This window comes from Mesorhizobium sp. M7A.F.Ca.US.008.03.1.1 (assembly GCF_003997495.1).
Classification (GTDB): Bacteria; Pseudomonadota; Alphaproteobacteria; order Rhizobiales; family Rhizobiaceae; genus Mesorhizobium.
This window is the reverse complement of sequence record NZ_RZRU01000028.1, coordinates 42,389-59,562: the sequence shown is the minus strand read 5'-3', so window position 1 is coordinate 59,562 and position 17,174 is coordinate 42,389. Positions and strand designations below refer to the sequence as shown.

The window sequence follows — 17,174 nt, the reverse complement described above, 5'->3', positions numbered from 1 at the left end:
TCAGAACTCGATCGCTGCGTAGAACATGGCGAAAAGTCCGTCGAGGATGATGACGACGAAGATCGACTTCACCACCGAGGCGGTAACATGCTGGCCCAGCGATTCGGCGCTGCCACCGACCTTCATGCCTTCGACCGAGGCAATCGTGCCGATGATCATGGCCATGAACGGCGCCTTGATCAGGCCGGCAAAGATGGTGCTGAGATCGATGGCGACGCGCAGCCGGTCGATGAAAGCAGCGGGTGGAATGTCGGAATAGAGCCACGCGGCCAGGATGCCGCCGCCGAGTGCGGCGAAATTGGCGATGATGGTCAGGCATGGCAAGGCGATGACCAGCGCCACAAGGCGCGGAAAGACCAGGACACCGATGGGATTGAGCCCGATGACCTTCAGCGCGTCGACCTCCTCGCGCATCTTCATCGAGCCGATCTCGGCGGTGATCGCGCTGCCCGAGCGGCCGGCGATCATGATCGCCGTCATCAGCACGCCGAGTTCGCGCAGGATCAGCACGCCGACCAGGTCGACGACGAAGATATCGGCACCGAAATAGCTGAGCTGGTAGGCGCCTTGCTGGGCAACGATGGCGCCGACGATCGCCGACATCAGCACCACCACCGGAATGGCGCCGACGCCCATGCGGTCGATCTGGTTGAAAATCGCCGCCGGGTTGACGGCATGGCCACGGCCGAGCTTCATCTGCGCGCCACGGATGGTGGCGCCGAGAATGTTCATCGAGGCGAGAAAATCGTCGCGCATCTCGTAGACCCGGCGGCCAACCGCCTCCAGCGCGCGAATGACGATGTTGGGCGGTCGCGCCGGGCCGGATTCGGGTTCGCGCCGCACGGCCTCGCCGACAGCTTCGAGCAGGATCGAAGCGATCTCGCTCTGGCCTTGCATCTGGATCTCGACGCCCTTCTTCTCGAAGGCGCTGACCAGCCGGTCGATCAGCCAGGCGCCGGCGGTGTCCATTTTCTCGATCTTGGAAACATCGAGCGCCAAGGTTTTGAAGCCGCTTCGCTTTTCGATCTTGCGCATTTCGGCGTCGATCAGCGCGACCGTCCGTGTCGTCCAGATTCCGGAGAAAGCGCAGCCAAGAACGCCGTCCTCCTCGCCGACCGCCACGCGCGGTTCGTGGTCAGCCTCCCCTGCAGTCGTGCCGCTTGCGTCGCGCTTGCCGATGGTCAACATGGCGTCCTGTTTAGCCTGACGGGTCTGACCTGTCGATTTGCCGACCACGCTTGTCGCATAGCAGGAGCAGAAAAATATGGCGCGTGTCATTTCGGTCGAGGCCGAGCGCTTTCCAATCGCCGGAACCTTCACCATTTCGCGCGGCTCCAAGACCGAAGCCGAAGTGATCTCCTGCACGATCAGCGAGGGCGGCCACGCCGGCCGTGGCGAGTGCGTTCCCTACAAGCGCTATGGCGAGACCTTGGATGGGGTCCGCGACGCGATCGAGGCCATGCGCGGCCGGATCGCCGGCGGCATCAGCCGCAGCGCCTTGCTCGATGCCATGCCGGCAGGAGCTGCCCGCAACGCCATCGACTGCGCCCTGTGGGACCTCGAAGCCAAGCTGAGCGGCGAACCGGTGGCATCCAGCATCGGCGCCGCACCACCACGGGCGCTTGAAACCGCCTACACGCTGTCGCTGGGCGAGCCGGAGGCGATGGCGGCGCAAGCCCGCGCCAACGCGGCGCGGCCGCTGCTCAAGGTCAAGATCGGCGGCGACAACGACATCGCCCGCATCCGCGCGGTCAGGCAAGCGGCACCCGACAGCCGCATCATCCTCGACGCCAATGAGGGCTGGAGCGACGACAACATCGTTGCAAACCTTGCATTCTCCGCCGAACAGGGCATCGCGCTGATCGAGCAGCCGCTGCCGGCCGGTCATGACGAGATCTTGCGCCATATCGCGCATCCCGTGCCGATCTGCGCCGATGAAAGCGTGCACGAGGCGAAAAATCTCGAAGTACTTGTCGGCCTCTACGATGCTGTCAACATCAAGCTCGACAAGTCGGGCGGCCTGACGGCGGCCTTGGTGCTGCGCGATCGCGCCCGCGAACTCGGTTTCGGCGTGATGGTCGGCTGCATGGTCGGTACGTCGTTGGCGATGGCGCCAGCGGTGCTGCTTGCTCAGGATGCCGATTTCGTCGACCTCGACGGTCCGCTGCTGCTCGCCCGCGACCGTGTGCCTGGTCTCGTCTACCGGGGATCGCTGGTATCACCGCCCGATGTGGCGCTGTGGGGCTGAGCGCGCTGCAAGGCCGATCAGCACGAGGCCGACGATAGCGATCGGAATCATCACAAGGAACCCATCGACGCCGAGACGGTCATAGAGCGGGCCGGAAGCAAGCGTAACGGCGGCCATGAAGAAGCCGTTGAAGAAATAGGCGATGCCTTGCGCAGCACCGGTGCGCTCTTCGGAGACGGTCTCGGCGATCATTTTCTGCAGGCCGATCAGCACCAGTGCGACAGACACCGAATGCAGCGACTGCACGGCGAAGAAGCCCGGAATGCCAAGACCGAGCGGCCATACCAGTGGAAAGATGATCCAGCGAACTATCGAACCGATGCCAGCGATCACCATCACTTTGACGACGGACACGGAGGCGAAAATGCGATTGAAAAACAAAAACATGCCGACTTCGCACACCACGCCCCAGGCCCACAGCAGGCCGACGACGGAATCGCTGATGCCGATCGATTTCCAGTAGATGGAGACGAAGCCGTAGAGAAAGGCGTGGCTGGCGGTAATGATGCCGACGCCTAAGGTGAAGTAGAGGAAATAGGCATTGAACAGGCTAGGCGCGGCGTGCTGGATTTCTGCGGCCGACAGCGGCGAGGCCTTGCGCGGCCGCCCCATTCGCGGCGCAAACAGGGCTGCGACAAGCGCTGCGGCAAGCGCCACGAATATGATTATCGGCACAGCTTTGGCTCCGGCCGCCGCCAGGATGAAGCCGCCCACAACATTGGCGCAGAAATAAGAGATCGAGCCCCATTTGCGCATAGCGGTGTAATTCGAGCCGAAGCGGCGCACCCCGGACAACGCTAGCGAATCGGCCATTGGCGAATGCGGTGTCCAGACGATCGTCAAAAGCAGAGATACGGCCAGCACGATCGCGTAAGTCGCTGGCAGGAAATAGCCGGCCGAAATGGCCATCGTTGCCGCGACCAGCGCGATATAGACGTTGGCGCGATCCTTCGCCCGGTCGGCATATGCCGTTAGCATAGGCGTCGACACGACGCGCAAGAACATCGGTGCGGCAAGGATCACGGCGATCTGTTCGGCGCCGAAGCCCTTCGCCTGCAGCCAGAGCGGAAAATAGGGCAGATGCGTGCCTTGCGACACGAATAGCGTCGCGAAGATCAGGCTCATGCGCAGTTCGAAATGGCGCGGCTTGACGAGTTGTTCGGGCGACAGCGGCGGCAGGGACATGAATCGATCCAATCACGTTGCGCTCGGCCGGACGGCAACGCGTATCGATCCCTTAACATGGACGAAAACCGGACGAAACCGGTTGGACTAATTGATTGATTCCGAAGCGCGAAAAGACTTCGGACTATGCCGCGTGCCCTACCCGGTCCTCTATGAGCAGCGGGATAAAGGGCTCGTCCGGCGCTTCGGGCAGCACCTGCGCCCAGGTCAGGATTTCCATGCGGCCGTCAAAGTGCTCGACCACAGCCGTGCAGCTTTCCACCCAGTCGCCGGTGTTGATGTATTGGACATCGCCGAAATTCTCGATGACGGCATGATGGATGTGACCGCAGATGACGCCATCGACATGCGAGCGGCGCGCCTCGTCCGCAAGCATGGTCTGGAACGAGCCGATGAAGTTCACCGCCTTCTTGACGTTGTGCTTGGCCCAGGACGAAAACGACCAATACGGCAGGCCGAGCAACTGGCGCAGCCGCGTCACCACGCGGTTGACCAGCATGGCCGCGTCATAGGCGTGGTCGCCGAGATAGGCGAGCCAGCGCGCATTGTGGACGACGGTATCGAACTGGTCGCCATGGATGACGAGCAGCCGCTTGCCGTCGGCAGTCTCGTGGATGGCGCGATCGGCAACGACGATGCCGCCGAAATGCACGCCCTGGAACTGGCGGGCGAATTCATCATGGTTGCCGGCGATGTAGGTGATGTTGGCGCCCTTGCGCGCCTTGCGCAGCAACTTCTGCACGACGTCATTGTGGCTTTGCGGCCAGTGCCAGCTCCGCCGCAGCCGCCAGCCGTCGACGATGTCACCCACCAGATAGATGATATCGGCATCGTGATGTCGAAGGAAGTCGATCAGGAATTCGGCCTTGGCCGCCTTCGAGCCCAGATGGACGTCGGAGATGAACATGCTGCGGAAAGTGCGGGGCTCTTGGCCGGACATCGCGATTTCACCCTTGCTTTCGCGCAGGCTATGCCCCGATTCATGCAACAACCGTATGACGGTTGCGATTGGTCCAGCCGAAGGACTAGCTTGCCGGCCAAATCACAGGAGAAATCGTCATGGATCTCGGTATCCGCGGAAAGAAGGCCATCGTCTGCGCTTCGAGCAAGGGACTTGGGCGCGGTTGCGCCATGGCGCTGGCGGAAGCCGGCTGCGATATCGTCGTCAACGGCCGCAACGCGGAGCTGGTGGCGAAAACCGCTGCGGAGTTGCGCGAGCGATATGGCGTCACGGTGACGGAAGTCGTCGGCGACGTCTCGAAGCCGGAGGTGCAGAAGGCGCTGCTCGCGGCTTGCCCCGAGCCGGACATCCTCGTCAACAACAATGGCGGCCCGCCGCTTCGCGATTTCCGCACGCTTGACCGCGAAAAGATCCTCGAAGGCGTTACCCAGAACATGGTGACGCCGATCGAGCTGGTCCAGGCTGTCCTCGACGGCATGGCGGCACGCGGCTTCGGCCGTATCGTCAACATCACCTCGCTGTCGGTCTATGTGCCCATTCCCGGCCTCGACCTGTCGTCCGGCGCGCGCGCCGGCCTGACCTCGTTCCTTGCCGGCGTGGCGCGCACGGTGATCGACCGCAACGTCACCATCAACAGTCTTTTGCCGGGCAAGCTCGACACCGACCGTCTGCGCGGCCCGCATGAAGCCGGCACCGTCGAAAGCCCTGAGGCCGCAGCCGCGCGCAAGACACGCATCAGTGCCGATGTTCCGGCCAAGCGGCTCGGCACGCCGGAGGAATTCGGCCAGATCTGCGCCTTCCTGTGCTCGGTCCATGCCGGATATCTGACCGGGCAGAACATACCGGTCGACGGTGGTCTCTACGTCAGCGCTTTTTGATCGACGCACCCGCCAAACGGCAGGAGCCATCTGCTATAAAATCGGCGTAAGCTTTTGATAAATCATGACTTTCGACGCGCCGCCGGGTAACGCTGCCGGCGCGTCAATTAGCGTCGCGAAAAACCACGGCTGCATGCTAAAAGGGAATCTCCAGCCAGATTTCGAGGGAGCGGCCGCATGGAAGGCGAGAGCAAAAAGACGGCACGTTCGGACCTCGACGAAGCCGCCCTCTACTTCCACAAGCACCCAAGGCCGGGAAAACTCGAGATCCAGGCGACCAAGCCGCTCGGCAATCAGCGCGACCTTGCGCTCGCCTATTCGCCGGGTGTCGCCGCCCCTTGCCTGGAAATCCGCGACGATCCGGCGACCGCCGCCGACTACACCGCGCGCGCCAATCTGGTCGGTGTCGTCACCAACGGATCGGCCGTGCTCGGCCTCGGCAATATCGGCCCGCTGGCCTCCAAACCGGTCATGGAAGGCAAGGCCGTCCTGTTCAAGAAGTTCGCCGGTATCGACGTCTTCGACATCGAGATCGACGCGCCCGGCATCGAGCGCATGGTCGAGACGATCTCGGCGCTGGAGCCGACCTTCGGCGGCATCAACCTCGAGGACATCAAGGCGCCGGAGTGCTTCGAGGTCGAGGAGCAGTTGAAGGCCCGCATGGGCATACCGGTGTTCCACGACGATCAGCACGGCACCGCCATCATCGTCGCCGCCGCCGTGCTCAATGGGTTGGAATTCGCCGGCAAGACCATATCGGACATAAAGATCGTCACTTCCGGCGCCGGCGCTGCCGCCCTTGCCTGCCTCAACCTGCTGGTCTCGCTCGGCGCGCGGGTCGAAAACATCTGGGTCACCGACCGTTTCGGCGTCGCCTACAAGGGCCGCACCGACGAGATGGATCGCTGGAAAGACCCTTATGTGAAGGACACCGAGGCGCGCACGCTGGCCGACGTCATCTCAGGCGCCGACGTCTTCCTCGGCCTCTCGGCGGCAGGCGTGCTGAAGCCGGAACTGCTCCAGCACATGGCGCCAAAACCGCTGATCCTGGCACTGGCCAACCCCAACCCGGAAATCATGCCGGAAATAGCGCGTGCGGCGCGTCCCGATGCGATGATCTGCACCGGCCGTTCCGATTTTCCCAATCAGGTCAACAATGTACTGTGTTTTCCTTACATCTTTCGCGGTGCGCTCGACTGCGGCGCCAGCGCCATCAATGAGGAGATGAAGATGGCGGCGGTGCGGGCAATCGCAGCGCTGGCACGCGAAGAGCCATCCGATGTCGCGGCTCGCGCCTATTCCGGCGAGACGCCGATCTTCGGACCGGAGTTCCTGATCCCCTCGCCCTTCGATCCGCGCCTCATCCTGCGAATCGCACCGGCGGTCGCCAAGGCAGCCTGCGACACCGGGGTCGCGACGCGGCCGATCACCGACTTCGCCGCCTATATCGACAAGCTCAACCGCTTTGTCTTCCGCTCCGGCCTGGTGATGAAGCCGGTGTTCTCATCCGCCAAGGCATCGAGCGCCAAGCGCGTTATCTATGCCGATGGCGAGGACGAACGCGTGCTGCGCGCCGCACAGGTCGTGCTCGAGGAAGGCATTGCCGAGCCGATCCTGATCGGCCGCCCGCACGTCATCGAAGTGCGCTTGAAGCGCTACGGGCTGCGTATCAAGCCCGGGGTCGATTTCAGGCTGATCAACCCGGAAGACGATCCGCGCTACCGCCACTATGTCGACCTTTTGATCGAACTCGCCGGCCGGCGTGGCGTGACGACGGAGGCCGCGCGCACCATGGTGCGCACCGACAACACGGTGATCGCGGCCCTGGCGCTCAAGCGCGGCGATGCGGATGCCATGGTCTGCGGCCTCGAAGGCCGCTTCGAGCGGCATCTGCGCAACGTCACCTTGATCATCGGCCCGCGCTCCGGCGTCAAGGACCACGACCTGTCAACGCTCTCGATGCTGATCTCGCAGCGCGGCATCATCTTCCTGACCGACACGCACGTCTCCGTCGACCCGACGGCCGAGGAGATCGCCGAGATGACGGTGCTGGCGGCGGAAGAAATCCAGCGCTTCGGCATAGAGCCGAAGGCAGCACTGCTGTCGCACTCGGATTTCGGCTCGCGCGATTCGCCGAGTGCGCTGAAGATGCGGCAAGCAGCGGCGATCCTGGCGCGCATCGCGCCTGACCTTGAATGCGATGGCGAGATGCATGCGGACTCGGCGTTATCAGAGCATCTGCGTCAGCGCGTCTATCCGCATTCGCGGCTGAAGGGCGAGGCCAATCTGCTGGTGTTCCCCAACCTCGATTCGGCCAACATCACGCTGACCGCGCTCAGGACCATGATGGACGCGCTGCATGTTGGGCCGATCCTGCTCGGCACCGACATGCCGGCGCATATATTGACGCCGTCGGTGACCTCGCGCGGCGTCGTCAACATGACGGCGCTTGCCGTGGTCGAAGCCGCCCACAAGGCACAAGCGGTCGTCAATCTGGGCTGAACACGGATTTCGCGGTAAACTGCGATTAACCGCGAACACGGTAGCCTTGCGGGCCAACGGGCGGGATTTGGGCAGGCGGAGTTTGGGCGGATGGCAAGCGGAGGGTGGAAGCAGGCGCATGCTGCCGTGCTGCTCGGCCTCCTGTTGTCCGCAACCTGGGGAGTAGCCGAACCACAGGCTGCTTCGCGCGTCTGCCGCCAGTTGGAAGCCGATCTTGCCGCGTCCTCGCGCGGCGGCGGTGGCGGTCCGACGCTCGTCCGGAAGTACGATTCCGCAATTGCCAGGCAACATGAGCAGATTTCGAAAGCGCGCAGTCAGGCGAGCCGGGCCGGGTGCGGTTTTTCGCTGTTTGGCCGCAACCTCAATCAATGCGCCGGGCTCAACGCCACGATCGACCGCATGAATGCCAATCTCGACGCCTTGCAAAACAAGCGCGAGCGGCTGGCTGGCGGTGGCTCTCGCCGCGATCGCGGACGCATCCTGGCGGCGCTCGACGCCAATGGCTGCCGCGACGACACCGTTGCGCCTCGGCGTGCGCCTTTGCAGGAAGCGAACCGCGACGGCGGCAGCGCAAACCTGTTCGATCAGCTTTTTGGCGGCAACAGCCAGCAACTCGATATGCTTGATGAGCCCAACCAGCCCGGCGATCCCGGCGAGGAGCGCAATGTCCGTCGTGTGCTCAACCAGCCCGGCCTACCGGATTTTCCGAGCGTCGGCGGCGAATTCCACACGTCTTGTGTGCGCACCTGCGACGGCTACTTCTTCCCGATGTCGAACTCAGCCTCGGCAGGCGATTTCGAACGCGACCAGAAGAATTGCGAATCGAGCTGCCCCGGCACCGAGATGCAGGTTTTCTATTCGCGCGGCATGGGCGACGATACGGCCTCAATGACGTCATCTGTCACCGGCCGGCCCTACAGCGAATTGCCGACCGCCTATCTCTACAAGCAGCCCGACATGTCGCGGCCACCGGCCTGCGGCTGCAATGCCGCTGCGCAGGGCTTCCAGATCATTGCGGGCAACCCGCCGAATCCGGAGCAATCGCAGCCCGAGACAGACGCGTCACCATTCATTCCAGTCCCGGTTGCAAAACCTGATCCGGGCGCCGATCCCGAAACGCTGGCCAATCTGGAAGGTGGGCTCGACCGTGAGGCGATCAAGCGGCTTTCCGCCAAGCCGGTGACGTCGCCGATATCAGCCTTGCCGCCGGAACAGCGCAAGGTCAGGGTCGTCGGGCCAACGTTCCTTCCCGACCCATCAGCGGCAATAGATCTGCAAGCTCCGGCCCCGAAGGCAGTCCGGTAAGGGCTGTCCTGAGCGGCATGAACAACGCCTTGCCCTTGCGGCCGGTCGCTTCCCTGATCTTGCCCGTCCAGTCCTTCCAGATCGTCGCGCTCCAGGGTTCCTCCGGCAGCAGGTCGAAGGCCTGCTGAAGGAAATCGCGGTCGTCATCGGAAAATTCCGGCCTCTCCTGCGGTCCTTCGCGCAGGATGCGCCACCAGTCGACCGCATCGGCCAGCCTGTCGAGATTGCCGCGCACCGCCAGCCAGAACGGTTCGGCCTGCTCGCCGGAGACGCCGAGCACGATCAGACGGTCTTGTGCCTCGGTGAACGGCATGTGGTGTAGCAGCGACCGGTTGAGCACGAACAGCTCGTCGGGATCGAACTTGGCCGCGGATTTCGATGTCGCCGCCGGATCGAAGCGTTCGGCGAGTTCGCCCATCGTCGGCATCGCCGCGACATTCTCCGAAGTGCCGACCAGCACGGCCAGCGAGGCCACTGCCATAGGCTCGATGCCGTCCTCGCGCAGGCTTTCGATGGAGAGCGCGCCGGTGCGCTTCGACAAGCCTTCGCCCGATGCGGTGGTCAGGAGATTATGGTGGCCGAACACCGGCGGCTCGGCAGCCAGCGCCTGGAACAAGGCGATCTGCACGCCGGTGTTGGTGACATGGTCGTCGCCGCGGATGACATGGCTGACGCCCATCTCGATGTCGTCGACCACGGAAGGCAGCGTATAGAGATAGGTGCCGTCCTCGCGCACCAGGACCGGGTCGGAAAGCGAGGCCAGATCGACGGTTTCCTCACCGCGCACCAGGTCGTTCCAGTGGATTTCGGTGCGTTCCGGCTGTTGTGGATCGCCTGAGAAATTGGGGAGGAGAAAACGCCAGTGCGGCCGGCGGCCATCGGCCTGGTGTTCGGCGATCTGCTCGTGCGTCAGGGTCAATGCCTCCCGGCCATAGACCGGCGGCAGGCCGCGCGTGCGCCGCACCTTGCGCCTGAGATCGAGTTCTTCCGGCGTTTCGTAGCAGGCATAGAGAACGCCTGCCGCCTTCAGCCTCTCGACCGCCGCATCATAGATTTCGAAGCGCCGCGACTGGTACTCGGTGGCGTCGGGAAAAATGCCCAACCAATGCAGGTCGTACAGGATGGCGTCGGAAAACTCCTGCTTCGAGCGCGCAATATCGGTGTCGTCGAAGCGCTGGATGAAGCGGCCCTTGTTGTTCATGGCGAACAGCCAGTTGAACAGAGCAGTGCGCGCATTGCCGATATGGATGCGGCCGGTCGGCGAAGGGGCGAAACGAACGGTAACTGTCATGAGCGGGGCGTACCGGATGCTTTTACGATTGACAAGACGCGCCCCCGCGCTGCCCGGCAGACATAGAACATGGCGGCTGGAATGAAAAGACCGGGCGGTGGACGCCTCAGGAAGCGCGCAGTCCGCAGGTGGCCTTTGTAACCGAGCGCAGCCAGCCGCTGCGGCCGACGATCGTTTGAAGGCAATCAGCGACCGAAATCATCGGAACTGAGGCGGGTCCAGCGGTCGCCCACCAATCCACCGATAAAGATGTCGCCGGAGCGGACCGCTTCCGTGACCTCGGCGATCCGCGAGCGGAGCCCGGCATAGCGGAAGAAGACATTCTTGTAGCCAAAGAGTTGAGATATGAATCTGGTCTGCGTCTGTCCGGTGATGCCCACGCAGCCCATCTCCCATGCGGCGGCGACAAGCGCATCCAGCGTCGCGCCCCAGTGCGATCCGAATGCCTGGATTTGCAACAGGTTCGCCATGTCGCCGGCTTGACCATAGAAGGCATAACAACCGAGCATTTTGCCCGTTTCGTCGTAGGTCCCGCCGAAATGAAGGGGACCGTCGGCCCGCTTCTCGGCCGCCAGCGCAAGCAGCCGTGGCAGTTCCCCATCCTTCCAACTCGGCCGAAGAGCGTAACCCGACAGGAGGGTCGGCAGCTTCTCGGCAAATTGCACGGCATCGATCGGCTCACGGTGGGTGCGATGCGACGATGAATGCTGGATGGGGAGCTCGAACCTTCTTTTCGCAAGACCATCGAATGCTCGCGCAAAGGGGTCGAGTACAAGGTGAGGCAGGCCGGGCCATTTACGGTGCAGTGAGGCGGCGGCCATTCCCGCCGGCCGGAAAACATATGTCCATCCCAGACACTGCACCGGCAGGAGTTGATACTTCATCGGGCGCGCGAAGGCCAAGGATGTCCGGTTGGCCGAATCGGTCAGTTGCAGATCGAATTCGCCTTGATGCAAGGCACGCAGCAATTGCGGTCCGGCCGAGCCGTCATCGGTGCCGGGGTCGGCCATGAGCGGCCCGATGATCGCCGCATTCAATGGCGCTCCATTGAGCTCGTAGCGGGCTTTCAAAACGCCTAGGAACCCGCCCAGACGGCCCTGCCGGTTGATCTGGACAAGAGCGTTGCTTTCACCGGACTGGCCGGCAGGGTCGAGATAAATCTCTCTCATATACGCGGCCGTCTCGGCGATCGCTCGGTCGAGGAGGTGACGGCGCCGCCGGCGAAACTTCGTCAGGAAGAGTGCGGCGACGCGCTCAAGATCTTCGGCAGCGAGCGGCCGAACCGAGCCATGCTGAGATTCCAGCACTGCCGGCGCAGCCAACTTTTCCTCGGCATTTGCAGAAAGATGCATCGTGAAGAACGTCCGTAGGTTGCTCCCATCGGATATATATCAACCAATGGTAGAAACAACGTATCTCGGTCAGTATGATGAACAGAGGTCCCAAGACTTACTATCCGGAACAGGACTTCACAGGCAAATTTAGTCGGCCAGCATCACGGCGCTGATGGGCAGGTCGGCTGCCGCCCTGCGATGGCATGCCCTGCTCCAGACCGCTGGACTGACAGTGCCGGACAGAGGCGGCCTCCGGCCGAAGCTGGAGGCCGCCTCAGGTCAGCTGACGAGTCCCTTGGTCAGTTCTAGCGCCTGGCGTTCGAACAGGCGACGGTAGATGCCGCCTTTTAGCCGGATCAGTTCGTCATGCGAGCCTTCCTCGACGATGTTGCCGCGATCGAAGACCAGCAGGCGGTCCAGCGCCCTCACCGTCGAAAGCCGGTGCGCGATGACCAGCGTGGTGCGGCCGACCATCAGCCGCTCCATCGCCTGCTGGATCAGCACCTCCGATTCTGAATCGAGGCTCGATGTCGCTTCGTCGAGGATCAGGATGCGCGCATCGGCAAGGAAGGCGCGCGCGATCGCCACGCGCTGACGTTCGCCGCCCGACAGTTTCACGCCGCGTTCGCCGACCAGCGTGCCGTAACTCTTCGGCAGGTTGGTGATGAAATCGTGCGCGCTCGCCAGCTTTGCGGCATGCTCGATCTCCTCCTGCGTTGCACTCGGCCTGGCATAGGCGATGTTTTCGGCCAGCGACCGGTGGAACAGGATCGGTTCCTGCTGGACGATGGCGATCTGCCCGCGCAGCGACGCTTGCGCCACCTGCGAGATGTCCTGGCCGTCGACGAGGATCTTTCCCGCATTGACGTCATAGAGCCGCTGGATCAGCTTGACGAAGGTCGTCTTGCCCGATCCCGAATGGCCGACCAGCCCGACGCGCTCACCCGGCGCGATATCGACCGAAAAGTCGCGGTAAAGCGCCGATCGGTGATGGCCATAGTGAAAGGTGACGTTGTCAAAGCTGATCCGTCCTTCGGTGATCCGGATCGGCTTGGCACCTGGCCGGTCCTCGATGCCGAGCGGTTCGGACTGGAAATCGACCAGCTCTTCCATATCGTTGATGGAGCGCTGCAGATTGCGGATATGCGTGCCGATATCCCTGAGATAGCCCTGCAGCACGAAGAGCGAGGTCAGCACGAAGGCAACGTCGCCGGCGCTCGCCTGCCCCCACGACCACAGCATCAGCGCCAGGCCGATCACCGCGGCGCGCATGACCAGCAGCAGCACCCCTTGCGTGGTGCCGTTGATGGTGCCCCGCACCCAGGTGCGCCGTGTACGCGCACGCCATTTGGCGACGACCTTGGCCAGGCGGCGCTCCTCGCGCTCCTCGGCGCCAAAGCCCTTGACGACGGCGTTGCAGCTGACCGCGTCGGCCAGCGAGCCGCCGAGGCGGGTATCCCAGGTGTTGGCGAGCCTTGCCGCCGGCGCGACATAACCAAGTGACAACAGCGCCGTCACCGTGATGAACAGCACCGAACCGGCAGCAACGACCGCACCCATCAACGGCCAGAACCAGCCAAGCAGCAACGTCGAGCCGACCAGCATGACGATCGACGGCAGCAGCGCGATGAGGATGGTGTCGTTGAGCAGGTCGAGCGCCCACATGCCGCGCGTCACCTTGCGCACGGTCGAGCCGGCAAAGCTGTTGGCATGCCAGTCGGTGGAAAAGCGCTGGACGCGATGGAAAGCATCGGCGGCGATGTCGGCCATCATCTTCAGCGTAAGCTCGACGATCCCCATGAACGCCAGGTTGCGCAACACAACGGCGGCCAGCGCCAGCGCCATCAGCATCGAGAACGCCATCAGCGCGGCATTCCAGGCAATCGCGTCGGCGCCGGCGCTGCTGGCGACGGCGTCGACCAGCCGGCCGGAATAGAGCGGCGTCAGCACATCGGCCAGCGTCGACAGCAGGAAGCTGCCCATGATGAGCGAGAGCCGCCACGGCTGGCGCCGCCAATGGGTAAGCGTGAAGCCAAGAACGCTGCGAAAGGCGCTCGCGCGCAAATCGATCTTAAAACGAGCCATGATGTCATTCGGGCACAAACGAGCCGATCCCAGTAAAGTCGAAAATTGAAAACCGCGCTGGGGCAATGCGCCCAGGCATGCGAAGGTTCGGCATAGGTGGCAGCGCCCGATTTATCGGGTGGCGACCGGCATCGGCATAAGCCCGTACTCGACCCGGCATCGGCGCGAAGGGGAAACCTTCGCTGGACGCCAGGTGAGACCTAAGCTTCGCGGCCTCGCATTACCATTTGGAATACTGCCATTCGGACCTCCCGCAAGACAATTGCGGAGCGGCCCTTATAGAGACGCTCGGGCAGATCGCCAAGACGGGCTCTCGTCGAAAGCGTATCTGGTCCAACCACTGCGATTATTTTGCAACAACGGCGGCAAGCCGCGCGCCTCATTCAGGAATGCGATCCAAGCGCATGTAGCGACCGTCGGTCGATGGCTTGAACCCAAGCTTTTCATACAAACCATGGGCGTCGCTGGTCGACAGGCTCCAGTGGAAAACCGTCCTGACTTCAGGATGATCGATCAGGGCCTGGACGAGGCGGCTGCCGATGCCCTGCCCGCGATGCTCGGGCCAGATGATGATATCGGCGAGATAGGCGAACACCGTACGGTCCGTGATCGCCCGCCCGAAGCCGGTTTGCTTGCCATCGATGTAGGCGCTGACGCAAAGCGAATTGGCAAAGGCGCGGCGATGGACTTCGTCGGTGCGTCCGGCGCCCCAATAGCTTGCCATCAACAGGTCCGATGTCGCACGGAAATCGATCCGTGACATGTCGAAGCTGATTTCACAATCGGGCATGGCTGTCTCCGGCCGCGCTGCCGCGCGCCTTCGGCACTTAGCTGCGATCCCTGAAACGATTGGTGATGGGATAGCGGCGGTCGCGGCCAAAATTCTTTTTGGTGATCTTCACGCCCGGCGCCGCCTGCCTTCGCTTGTATTCTGCGATGTAGAGCAGGTGCTCGATGCGCGTCACCGTTGCCCGCTCATGGCCGCGCGCGACGATGTCGTCGACACCCATCTCGTTCTCGACCAGGCATTCGAGGATGTCGTCCAACACCGGATAGGGCGGCAGCGAATCCTGGTCGGTCTGGTTCTCGCGCAATTCCGCCGACGGCGCCTTGTCGATGATGTTTTTCGGGATCACCTCGCCCGAGGGGCCAAGTGCACCCGGTGGCACGTGGCTGTTGCGCCAACGCGACAGCGCGTAGACCTGCATCTTGTAGAGGTCCTTGATCGGATTGAAGCCGCCATTCATGTCGCCATAGAGCGTGGCATAGCCGACCGACATCTCGCTCTTGTTGCCGGTGGTGACGACCATCGAGCCGAACTTGTTGGAGATCGCCATCAGGATGGTACCGCGCGCGCGGCTCTGCAAATTCTCCTCGGTGATGCCTTCCTTGGTGCCTTCGAACATCTGCGTCAGCGCGTGCAGAAAGCCTTCGACCGGCTCGAAGATCGGCACGATGTCGTAGCGGCAGCCGAGCGCCCGAGCGCAATCCTCGGCATCCTTCAGCGAGTCCTTCGAGGTGTAGCGGTAGGGCATCATCACCGCGCGCAGGCGTTCCTCGCCGAGCGCATCGACGGCCAGCGCCGCGCAGATTGCCGAATCGATGCCGCCGGACAGACCAAGCACGACATTCTTGAAGCCGTTCTTGTTGACGTAGTCCCGCAGACCCAGCATGCAGGCGCGATAGTCGGCCTCCTCCCGGTCCGGAATTTTCGACATTGGCCCTTCGGAACAGACCCAGCCTTCGGAATTTCCATTTTGCGCGCCTGCGGCGTCGCTGGTCCGCTTCCAGGTGGTGACGTCGACCGCTTCCTCGAACTGGCTCATCTGGAAGGCAAGCGTCTTGTCGGCGCCAATGGCAAACGACGCGCCGTCGAAGATCAGTTCGTCCTGGCCGCCAAGCTGGTTGGCATAGATGATCGGCAGCCCGCATTCGATGACCTGGCGGATGACGACCTGGTGACGGACATCGATCTTGGCGCGGTAGTAGGGCGAGCCATTCGGCACCAGCAGGATTTCCGCCCCGCTTTCGGCCAGCGATTCGCAGATATCGACATCGCCCCAGATGTCCTCGCAGATCGGAATTCCGATGCGCACGCCGCGGAAATTGACCGGCCCCTGGATCTCGGGTCCGGCCTGGAAGACGCGCTTCTCATCGAACTCGCCGTAATTCGGCAGATCGAGCTTGTAGCGCTCGGCAATGATCTTGCCGCCGTCGGCGAAGACGATCGAATTGTGCGTGCCGCTCTTGCGCTTCAACGGCGTGCCGATGATAACGCCGGGACCGCCATCCGCGGTGTCGGCGGCAAAGTCCTGTGCTGCCTTTTCGCAGGCTTTCAAAAAGGCCGGCTTCAGCACCAGATCCTCCGGCGGGTAGCCGGCGAGGAAAAGCTCGGTAAAGAGCACGAGATCGGCGCCCTGACGTGCGGCATCCGCCCTCGCCTCGCGGGCCTTGGCGAGATTGCCTGATATGTCGCCGACGGTCGGATTGAGCTGGGCGACGGCGATGCGCAGGATGTCGAGCTTCTTGGTCATGCCTGCTGACTTAGCGCGGCAAATTTGCCCGGGCAATGGCGTTCGTTTGGACCAATTTCAGAGATTAGTCGTCGCCCATATATTCGCGCAGCGCTTGCGGCGAATGGTTCTCGCCGATCGACATCGCCAGTATGCGTGAAATATGCCGGCGCGGCAGATGCGTCTCCGCTGCCCATTGGTTGATTTGTCTCTGGATCTGGCCCAGGTCCTTCTTCGAAGTCGGGCTTTCGGCGATGTCGAGGCCGGCGTCGCGCAACGCCGCGGCCATATCGCCCGAAATGACGAACGCATCCCAACCCAGCCAGCGCAGGAAATACTGGCCCGTATTGCCGCCCAGCCGGCTGCCATGCTTGCCGAGCCAGGCCATCAGCCCGACCTGGTCGTCAGCAGGCCAGCTGGCGAGGAATTGGCCGAAGCCGCCATATTCCTTCGACACGCGCTCGACGAAGGCAGCGTTGTCGCGCACGGATCTGATCTTCTGCGGGTTGCGCACGATGCGCTGGTCGGCCGTCAGATCGTGCCAGAAATCATCGGGCTGGAACAACAGCCGCTTCGGCTCGAAGCGCAGAAACGCCTCCTCGAAGCCAGGCCATTTCTGCTCGATGACGCGCCAGACGAAACCGGCGGCAAAGACGCGCTCGGCCATAACAGACAGAATGCGATCGTCCGCAATGTCGGCCACGGCGGCATTGTCAGGCGCTGGACCCAACAGTGACGTCAGTTCCTCCTCGCCACCCTTGCGTTTTGCGGCACGTGCACGGATTTTTGCGAAATCGGGCATTCTGCTTGCATCCCCACGTCGTGCTTTTGACGAAGCGGCATCTTCCTATATGGAAACCAGGCTGCCAAGC

General features: G+C 62.9%; 13 protein-coding genes. 4 read left to right on the top strand and 9 right to left on the bottom strand.

The genetic code is table 11. The features are described from left to right. Positions 1-1,188: an ABC transporter permease gene (locus EOA16_RS28470; protein ID WP_127261116.1), complete on the bottom strand. Its 1,188-nt coding sequence runs from the start codon at positions 1,186-1,188 to the stop codon at positions 1-3. Positions 1,189-1,264: 76 nt separating this feature from the next. Here EOA16_RS28470 and dgcA point away from each other — a divergent pair, with 76 nt between their 5' ends. After that, positions 1,265-2,248, top strand: a complete 984-nt coding sequence (gene dgcA, locus EOA16_RS28465; protein WP_127261115.1) for an N-acetyl-D-Glu racemase DgcA — start codon at positions 1,265-1,267, stop codon at positions 2,246-2,248. Here dgcA and EOA16_RS28460 read toward each other — a convergent pair. Both EOA16_RS28460 and EOA16_RS28455 read right to left on the bottom strand, forming a co-directional pair. Next, positions 2,219-3,433 (bottom strand): MFS transporter, encoded by a 1,215-nt coding sequence (locus tag EOA16_RS28460; RefSeq protein ID WP_127261114.1) that lies wholly within the window; start codon positions 3,431-3,433, stop codon positions 2,219-2,221. The genes dgcA and EOA16_RS28460 overlap by 30 nt on opposite strands. A gap of 124 nt (positions 3,434-3,557) precedes the next feature. Next, positions 3,558-4,373, bottom strand: coding sequence for a UDP-2,3-diacylglucosamine diphosphatase (locus EOA16_RS28455; protein WP_127261113.1), 816 nt, complete (start codon positions 4,371-4,373; stop codon positions 3,558-3,560). 119 nt (positions 4,374-4,492) lie between these two features. Here EOA16_RS28455 and EOA16_RS28450 point away from each other — a divergent pair, with 119 nt between their 5' ends. The 3 genes from EOA16_RS28450 to EOA16_RS28440 all read left to right on the top strand — a co-directional run bounded on the left by EOA16_RS28450 (position 4,493) and on the right by EOA16_RS28440 (position 9,079). Continuing rightward, positions 4,493-5,272 (top strand): SDR family oxidoreductase, encoded by a 780-nt coding sequence (locus EOA16_RS28450; protein ID WP_127261112.1) that lies wholly within the window; start codon positions 4,493-4,495, stop codon positions 5,270-5,272. A gap of 177 nt (positions 5,273-5,449) precedes the next feature. Beyond that, on the top strand, positions 5,450-7,774 hold the full coding sequence (locus EOA16_RS28445) for an NADP-dependent malic enzyme (protein WP_127261111.1): 2,325 nt from the start codon (positions 5,450-5,452) through the stop codon (positions 7,772-7,774). 90 nt (positions 7,775-7,864) lie between these two features. Further along, positions 7,865-9,079, top strand: a complete 1,215-nt coding sequence (locus EOA16_RS28440) for a DUF2865 domain-containing protein (RefSeq protein ID WP_127261110.1) — start codon at positions 7,865-7,867, stop codon at positions 9,077-9,079. Here EOA16_RS28440 and gltX read toward each other — a convergent pair. The 6 genes from gltX to EOA16_RS28410 form a co-directional block, all read right to left on the bottom strand. Beyond that, positions 8,997-10,370, bottom strand: coding sequence for a glutamate--tRNA ligase (gene gltX / locus EOA16_RS28435; RefSeq protein ID WP_127261109.1), 1,374 nt, complete (start codon positions 10,368-10,370; stop codon positions 8,997-8,999). The genes EOA16_RS28440 and gltX overlap by 83 nt on opposite strands. Before the next feature lie 185 nt (positions 10,371-10,555). Continuing rightward, positions 10,556-11,722: a hypothetical protein gene (locus tag EOA16_RS28430; protein WP_127261108.1), complete on the bottom strand. Its 1,167-nt coding sequence runs from the start codon at positions 11,720-11,722 to the stop codon at positions 10,556-10,558. A 261-nt stretch (positions 11,723-11,983) separates the two neighbouring features. Continuing rightward, positions 11,984-13,789, bottom strand: coding sequence for an ABC transporter ATP-binding protein (locus EOA16_RS28425; protein ID WP_127261107.1), 1,806 nt, complete (start codon positions 13,787-13,789; stop codon positions 11,984-11,986). Positions 13,790-14,168: 379 nt separating this feature from the next. Next, entirely contained in the window at positions 14,169-14,579 is a 411-nt protein-coding gene (locus EOA16_RS28420) for a GNAT family N-acetyltransferase (protein WP_127261106.1), read from the bottom strand. Between the two features lie 37 nt (positions 14,580-14,616). Further along, positions 14,617-16,323: an NAD+ synthase gene (locus EOA16_RS28415; protein WP_127261105.1), complete on the bottom strand. Its 1,707-nt coding sequence runs from the start codon at positions 16,321-16,323 to the stop codon at positions 14,617-14,619. 64 nt (positions 16,324-16,387) lie between these two features. Continuing rightward, positions 16,388-17,104, bottom strand: a complete 717-nt coding sequence (locus tag EOA16_RS28410) for a DNA-3-methyladenine glycosylase I (RefSeq protein ID WP_127261104.1) — start codon at positions 17,102-17,104, stop codon at positions 16,388-16,390. Between the last annotated feature and the right edge of the window lie 70 nt (positions 17,105-17,174).